This is a genomic window from Streptomyces aurantiacus JA 4570, assembly GCF_000414115.1.
Classification (GTDB): domain Bacteria; phylum Actinomycetota; class Actinomycetes; order Streptomycetales; family Streptomycetaceae; genus Streptomyces; species Streptomyces aurantiacus_A.
Genome location: NZ_AOPZ01000316.1, coordinates 103,330 through 111,255, shown reverse-complemented (window position 1 = coordinate 111,255; position 7,926 = coordinate 103,330). Strand labels below are relative to the sequence as shown.

Genomic DNA, 7,926 nt, shown 5'->3' with positions numbered 1-7,926 from the left:
GGGGGGCGGGAACCGCCACTGCCGGTGGCGCCGTCGCGGCCGTGGCGGCCGCGGCCGCCGAGCGCGGCGTGGCAGGCATCCGGTGCTCCTCCGGTTCCGCCCGCGGTGCCGTCGGCGCGGTCTCGGGTATCCAGTGCCGCTCGCGTGCGAACGGGTAGGTGGGGGCGCTGATCCGGCGCGGGGCGTGGGCCGCCGTGGCGTGCAGGGCTTGCCAGTCGGGCGCCGCGCCGCGCGACCACAGTTCGAGGAGCTCGACCGCCTTGCCGCGCCGCGCCAGCGTGGCCACGGTCTCGGCGAGTTCCTCGGCGGGGACGATGGCGAGCGCCTTGCGGTCCCGCTTGGCGTTGCCGCGGCAGACGCCCTCGACCGAGGCGTCGCCGCCCAGGTGCCGCTCCAGCTTCTCGGCGAGCGCGGCGAAGGAGTCGGCGACGACACCGAGCCGCTCGTCCATGGCCTCACGGCCGGTCTGCAGGGTGTACGCGAGGTCCGCGGGGGTCACGTCGGTCGCGCCGTCGCCGGCGGCTGCCCGCTCCCGGGCGAAGCGCAGCAGTTCCTGGGCGTAGGCGCGCAGCCGCTCGGCGTCCTTCGCGGAGAGCGGGAACACCTGCGGGCCGCGTCCGGCCGGGGCCGGGCGCCGGTCGGCGTGCTCGGCCACGATCAAGTGCGCGTTCGCGCCGCCCGCGCCGAAGGAGGAGACTCCGGCGACCCGGGGGTGCCGGCGGCCGTCGACGACGGGCCGCTCCCAGTCGCGCAGTTCCTGGTTGACGACGAACGGGGTGCGGGTGAAGTCGATGGCGGGGTTGAGCGTCGACGAGTGCAGGGAGGGGGCGATCCGGCCGTGCTGGAGCTGGAGGAGGACCTTGGTGAGCCCGGCGATGCCGGCGGCGCTCTCGCAGTGCCCGATGTTGGACTTCGCCGAGCCGAGGTAGCAGCGCGTCCCTTCCCCGGCGCCACCCGTTCCCTCCGTGCCGTTGGGGCCCTGCGGGGAGTCCGTGCCGTTGGGGCCCTGTCGGGAGGCGGCGGCGAATGCCTGGGTCAGTCCGGTGATCTCGATGGGGTCGCCGAGCTTGGTGCCGGTGCCGTGCGCCTCGACGTAGCTGATGGTCCGCGGGTCGACGCCGGACTCGCTCAGGGCCTCCCGGATGGCGGCCTGTTGGGCGCGCGGGTTGGGCACGGTGTAGCCGTTGGTGCGACCGCCGTGCGACACACCGCTGCCCTTGATGACGCCGTAGATGTGGTCTCCGTCGCGCTCGGCGTCACGCAGCGGCTTGAGCAGGACGACGCCGACGCCCTCGCCCGGGATGTAGCCGTCGCCGCCGACGCCGAAGCTCTCGCAGTGACCCTTGCTGGAGATGAACTGACCTGCGCTCAGGCCCAGGTACTTGTTCGGGTGGACGGTGACGTTGACGCCTCCCGCGAACGCCAGCTTCGTGCGGCCGCGGCGCAGATCGCGGCAGGCCAGCTCCACGGCCGTGAGCGAGCTCGAGCACATGGTGTCCACGGTCATGCTGGGGCCGTGCAGGTTCAGCACGAAGGAGACGCGGTTCGCGACGCTCGCGTAACTGCTGCCGAGAGCGTGGGGGTTGCCACGACCGGCGCCCTCGCCCGGGAACAGCAGCTGGTACTGCCCCCACATCACCCCGGCGTACACGCCGACCTGCCCGGCACCGCCGTCACCCGTGGCGCGCGCGAGCCGCTCACGGGTGTACCCGGCGTCCTCCATGGCCGTCCAGGCGTGTTCCAGGAACAGCCGCTCCTGCGGGTCCAGGTAGTCGGCCTCGTGGGGCGCGATGTTGAAGAACAGCGGGTCGAAGCGGTCCACCTCGGCGATGAAGCCGCCCCACTTGCTGTAGTGCCGCCCGGGCACGGTGCGGTCCCGCTCGTAGTGCTCCCGCCAGTCCCAGCGGTCTTCGGGGACCTCGACGACGCAGTCGCGTCCGGCGCGCAGGTTGTCCCAGAACTCCCTGACATCACGGGCTTCGGGGTAGCGGCCGGACAGGCCGATGACGGCGATGTCGAGGGCGGTGCTCCCGCCCTCGGCCCGGCCGGGCTCGTCCTCGACCCGGCCGTGGCCGTGCGCCGGTTCGGCGACCGGCGCCGCGGGCGGTGTCGGGTCGGGTCGCCGTGCCGCCCCCTGCCCGGGGCCGGTGGCGAACAGTGCCTCCAGGGCGGGCCGGTGATCGGCGAGGAAGTAGCCGGAGAGTTCCGTGAGGGTGTGGTACTCGAACAGCAGCGTCTTCGGCAGGGAGCCGAACGTCTTCTCCAGTCCGGCCGTCAGCTCGGTCGCGAGGATCGAGTCCATGCCGTACGAGCCGAGGGGCTCGCTGTCGTCCACCTCGCCCGGCGGCAGCTGGGTGAGGCGGCACAGCTCGTCCTTGAGGAAGGCCACCGTGCGGGCGCTCAGGGCGTGTTGGTCCGGGACGGTGTGCGTCCGCTCGACCGACTCGGTAGCGGGCGCGGACACCTCTTCCGAGGGAACCGCTCGCGCCAGCGCACCTGCCGCGGGGACGGCAGGCGCGGACTCCCCTGCCGCGGGGACGGCACGCGCTGACCCCCCGTCGAGAAGCGTCACCCCGGCCTCCGGGTCTCCGGCCCACACGACCACGTGGGGCTCGCCGCACTCCAGGGCGCGGTGGAACGCGTCGACACCGGCCTGGGTGGCGAGCGGCAGGAGTCCGCTGCGCAGGCGCAGGGTCTTGCGCGTCGCCTCGTCCGCGCCCATGCCGCCGCTGTGCCACAGCGGCCACGCGACCGACAGGGTGCGTCCGCCGCGCTCGCCCGCGTCGACACGGGCGCCGCGCTGCCGCGCGAACTCGTCGAGGTAGGCGTTGGCCACGGCGTAGTCGCCTTGTCCCACGTTGCCCGTCGCGCCCATGACGGACGAGAACAGCACGAAGAAGTCCAGGTCGACGTCCTGGGTGGCCTCGTCGATGGCGTGGCAGCCGTCGAGCTTGGGGGCGAGGACGCGGCGGAACTCGGCGACGGGCTTGCGCTGGAGGAAGCTGTCGTGGATCACGCCTGCCGCGTGCACGACGCCGTGCAGCGCCCGGTGACGCTCGATCAGGTCGGTGACCAGCCGCGCGGTGGCGGCTCGGTCCGTGACGTCCAGTACGTGGTACTCGGCCCGCGCGCCCGCGGCGCGCAGGGCGTCCAGCTCCGCCTCGATCGCCGGGCTCAGCGGGGACCGGCCCGTCAGGCACAGCACGGCTCCCGGTGCGCGGCGGGCGATGTCCGCGGCGAAGATCCGGCCGAGGCCCCCGGCACCGCCGGTGATGAGGTACACGCCGTCGGTGCGCCACGGCACGGGCGGCGCCGGTGGCGCGGTGGGCTCGGCGAGGGGCTCCCAGCCGAGCACCCTGCGGACCTCGCCGTCGTGGCGGATCCGCTGCTCGTCCGTACGACGGCTCTCCGCGTCGAGGGTCTGGGCGAGGAAGGCCGCCGACGCGTCGGCGGGCACCGCGACGAGCTGCCCGACGAGGGCGGGATTCTCGAGGCGGGCGGTCCGCAGCAGGCCGGACAGGGCCTGGTGGACCGCCTCCGCGCCGTCCGCGGGCGTCAGCACCTGCAGGAGCACCGGGCCCGCCGGCCTGCCGAGCAGCAGCCCCTGCACGGCGCGGAGCAGCTCGACCGCGTAGGTGGCCAGGGCGTCCGTGACGGGAGCCAGGGAGGGAGTCGTTCCGGGCTCCAGGAACGTCACGTCGGGCGCGAGGGCGCGCAGTTCGTCGAGCCGGTCGTCGAATCCGCAGGCCAGCACGAGCCGCGCCGTGTGCTCGCCCTCATGACCCGCCCCGTCCCCGAGGGCGCTCTCGCGCCATACCGGCCGGAACAGTGTCACGTCGTGCGTGGCCCCCGTCTCGGCGGACCCCGCGGTCTCGCGGAGGGAGTAGCCGCGCAGCTGCGCGAAGATCCTTCCCTGTGTGTCGCAGAGGTCGAGGTCCCAGCGGCGCACCTGGCGCGAGGCGCTCGGAGCCTCACGTATCCACGCGTGGGCGGAGCGCGGGGTGGGCCCGTGGACGTCGATGCGGTCGAGGGCGAAGGGCAGGGCCGTACCGCCCGGTCCGGTGGCGTCGATGTGCGGCGCGAACGCCGCCTGGAGAGCGCCGTCGAGCATGCTGGGGTGCAGCACGTAGTCGCCGAGCGTGTCCGCCACGGCGTCCGGGACGGCGAGTTCGGCGAGGAGTTCGCCGTCGCCCAGGCGGATGCCGCGGAGCGCCCGGTGCGCGGCGCCGTAGTCGAGTCCCGTGGCGCGCAGGGCGGCGTAGAAGTCGTCGATGTCGACTGTCGCGGTGTCGGTGCGGGACGTGAGGGCGTCGAGGTCGAGGGCCCGGGGCGGCGCGATCCGCGGGCGCGACGCCGCGCCGCGTGCGTGGACGACGTCCGTCGTGCCGGAAGTCTCCGTGTCGGTGCCGGTGGTGGTTTCGGGTCCGGCGCCGCGGGCGGCCGCGGCGCGGATCTCGAAGGCGACCGGGCCGTCCGGCGCCTCCGTCACGATCGTACGCACGGTCCGTGGCCCGTCCTGGACGGCGACGGGTCGCGACCACACCACGTTCTCCAGGCGCAGCACCGCGGCCTGCCCCTGCCCGTCCGCGCCCGTGACGTCGGCGGTGGGCAGCGTCCGGCTGACGGCCTCGCGCGCCATCTCCAGGGAGACGACGGCGGGCAGCACCGGCTCACCCGCGACACGGTGGTCGCGCAGGAAGAACTCGTCGGTGGTCAGGGTGGTGGTGAAGCTCGTCGCGCCGTCCGCCTCCGGCGTCGCCGCCCGTCGGAGCAGGGGGTGGTGGGGCGCGGGGGCCGCACCCGACTGGTCCGGTGCGGTGCCACCGCGTGACCGGTCACCGGCCGCCGGCTCGTCGTCGATCCAGTAGTGGTCGCGGTCGAAGGCGTGTGTGGGCAGCGGGACGCGGCGCGGCGACGGACCGCCGTCGTGGCGGGCCCGCCAGTGGCGGGCCCGCCAGTCGATCTGCGCGCCGCGCACCCACGCGGCCAGCACGTCCTCGGCCGCCGCGTGCGGGGCGACCTCGGGCACCGCGTCCCGCCGGGCGCGGCCGCGCACAATGTGGGTGGACGCGCCGTCGCCGGTGACGACGGCGTCCAGCAGCGCGGTGAGCGAGGCGACGTCTGTCGGCAGCAGGCCGAGCCGCTCGGGCAGTTCCTCCCGGCCGACCTGTGTGGTGTACGCGATGTCCCGCAGGTCGGCGTCGGTGGGCCGTTCCTGTCGGAGGTGGTCGAGCAGCCGTTGGGCCTGGCGCAGCAGTTGGGGCGTGTTCCGGGCGGACAGGACGACCATCGGGCGCAGTGCCTCGGAAGCATCCGCGCCCGGGACACCGCCCCCGGCGCCGCGGCGGTCGTCGTCGGACCCCGCGGCCACGGCCGTGGTCGCCGTCGCGGATCCGGTGAACTCGCCCACGACGACATGGGCGTTGCTGCCTCCCGAGCCGAAGCTGCTGATCCCGGCGAGGCGGGTGGCACGCCCGTCGAGGTCCCAGTCGGAGAGCCGGGTCACCACGGAGAAGGGCGAGGCGTCCAGGTCGATGTGCGGGTTGGGGCGTTCGTAGTGCAGCGTGGCGGGCAGCTTCCGGTGCTGGAGTGCCAGGACCGTCTTCACCAGGCCGGTGATACCGGCGGCCGCCTCCAGGTGCCCCAGGTTCGTCTTCACCGAGCCGAGCGCGCACGGCGCGTCGCTGCCGGCGAACGCCTTGGTGAGCCCCTGGACTTCGATGGGGTCACCCAGAGCAGTGCCGGTGCCGTGCGCCTCGACGTAGCCGATGTCGCGTGCGCTCACGCCCGCGTCGGCGAGGGCCGCCTCGACCAGGCTCGCCTGGAGGGCGGCGCTGGGCACGGTGAGGCCGCCTGCCTGGCCGCCGTGGTTGGTGGCGCTGCCCTTGATGACGGCGTGCACCGGGTCGCCGTCGGCGAGCGCGGCAGCGAGGGGCTTCAGGAGCAGGGCGACGCCGCCCTCCGAGCGGACGTAGCCGTCGGCCGACGCGTCGAACGTCTTGCAGCGGCCGTCGGGCGACAGCATGCCCGCCTGGTGGTAGGCGATGCTGGCGGCGGGGTGGGCCAGCACGTTGACGCCGCCGACCAGGGCCGTGTCGCACTCCCCCGTCCGCAGCGCGCGCAGCGCCGTGTGCACGGCCACCAGCGAGCTGGAGCACGCCGTGTCCAGCTGCACGCTGGGGCCGCGCAGATCGTAGAAGTACGAGACGCGGTTGGCGATCACGGCCATGGAGGTCGCCAGGCCGCTGTGGGCCCGCACGGGCAGCCGCCGGGTGTCCATGATCCGCTGGTAGTCCGAGCCGCTCGCGCCGACGAAGACACCCGTCCGCGTGCCCGCGATCGCGCTCGGCGGGTAGCCGGCGTCCTCCAGGCAGGCCCAGGTCAGTTCCAGCATCCAGCGCTGCTGGGGGTCCATGTGCCGCGCCTCGTACGGGGTGACGCGGAACAGGCCGGCCTCGAAGGCCCCGGCGTCGGTGACGAATCCGCCGCGGTCGATGCCGGGGTGGGTGGCCGGGCCGGTGCCGTCGGGCCACTCCCAGCGTCCTTCCGGCAGCGCCCCGATGGCGCTGCTCCCGGAGGCGAGCAGCCGCCACAGTCCGGCGCGGTCCTCGATGCCGCCGGGCAGCCGGCAGGCCATGCCGATGATGGCCACGTCCCGGGATGTGTTGGGGCCCCGGGGCGTGTCGGCCCTGCCGGACGTGCGGGGTGTGACCAACCTCTCGGGCTCAACGGCCCCTGGTGCGGGCGCTGTCGACACATCCCCTGTCTGGCTGGTTTCGCGCGCCGCCTCGTCCCTGAGGTCCGTCAGGCGGGAAATGATCAGCGTGCCGGTGTTGTGCTCGAAGAAGAAGAGAGGCGGGAGGGAAATTCCGTAACTGGATTCGATCTTTTCCTGAAGATCCAGCAGGCCCGCGGAGTCGAATCCCAGCTCGAACAACGGGCTTTGAAGTGGGTCCTCGACGCCTTCGCGGTCACGGCCGATTATCTCGTCGAAGAAATCTTGTATTTCCTCGGCGAGTTGCCCGGCGGGAGGAATGGCCACGGGCGCGGACGCCTCTTCGCCGGCCAGGAGCCGCACGCGTTCCTGACGCCCCGGCAGATCATAGGCGACGAGCACGCCGTTTCCCTCATTTACCAGATCAGCGGGCCGATATCCCGGGACGAGACCCTTGATCTCGGCACCGTGAAGCTGGTGCATGCGCAGCACGGTGTCCAGGCAGCGCCCCCGCGCGTTCGTCGCGCGCACGTACTCGGCCGGCTCGAACCCGGGGTGCCTGTCGAGGTCACGAAACCGCGTCACACCCACCGCGGTTCGCACCGCTTCTTGCTCCCCGGCCCATGTCAGCAGATGTTCCAGCAGGGTGTCGCCGAAACGGAAGCTCTGCTTCGATGGGTCGACGTTCAACGACAACACATGGGCGACCGGACCGTCGGGGCGGTGCAGACGGTCGGCGGTGTCGAACGAGACGGCGTACAGACCCTCCGGGCTCTCGATGCGCTGGGAGTAGACGACACCCTGGACCGCGCCGTCGGACTCGACGACGAACTGGCCCACCGGATGCGAGAAAAGGCGTTGCCGGATGACTTCTTCGGAGATCCGCAAACGCTCCGGCCAGCACAGCTCCTCAAGTTCGAGAAGCCGGGGTATATCAGAGAGGCGGGCGTGGCGAATGACACCATTGTGCTGCTGAACCATGTGTACGTACGCCCCGTCCCCCGAGCACCGGCGTTCCTCATCGTCGAACGGTCGTCCACTTACTCGCCGACGACTGTCCGCAACATTGAGGTAGGAATGGGCCGAACGTCAAGCTGTGATTGACGCACCTCGTCTGCTACCCCCTGCCCCCACTTGTCCGGAATTCACGTAGAAGTGCGGACCGAGCGGGTACGAGCTGCGGAGACGGCGACGCGCGCCAGTCGTTACAG

General features: G+C 73.0%; 1 protein-coding gene and 1 pseudogene. Both read right to left on the bottom strand.

Annotation, left to right across the window (positions count from 1 at the left end):
* Positions 1 to 6,652: type I polyketide synthase (locus STRAU_RS27875; protein WP_259300000.1), on the bottom strand; the 6,652-nt coding region annotated here is incomplete at its 3' end.
* Positions 6,653 to 6,889: 237 nt separating this feature from the next.
* Positions 6,890 to 7,696: pseudogene (locus STRAU_RS44760) on the bottom strand (GNAT family N-acetyltransferase); the annotation flags it as partial.
* Positions 7,697 to 7,926 lie beyond the last annotated feature (230 nt).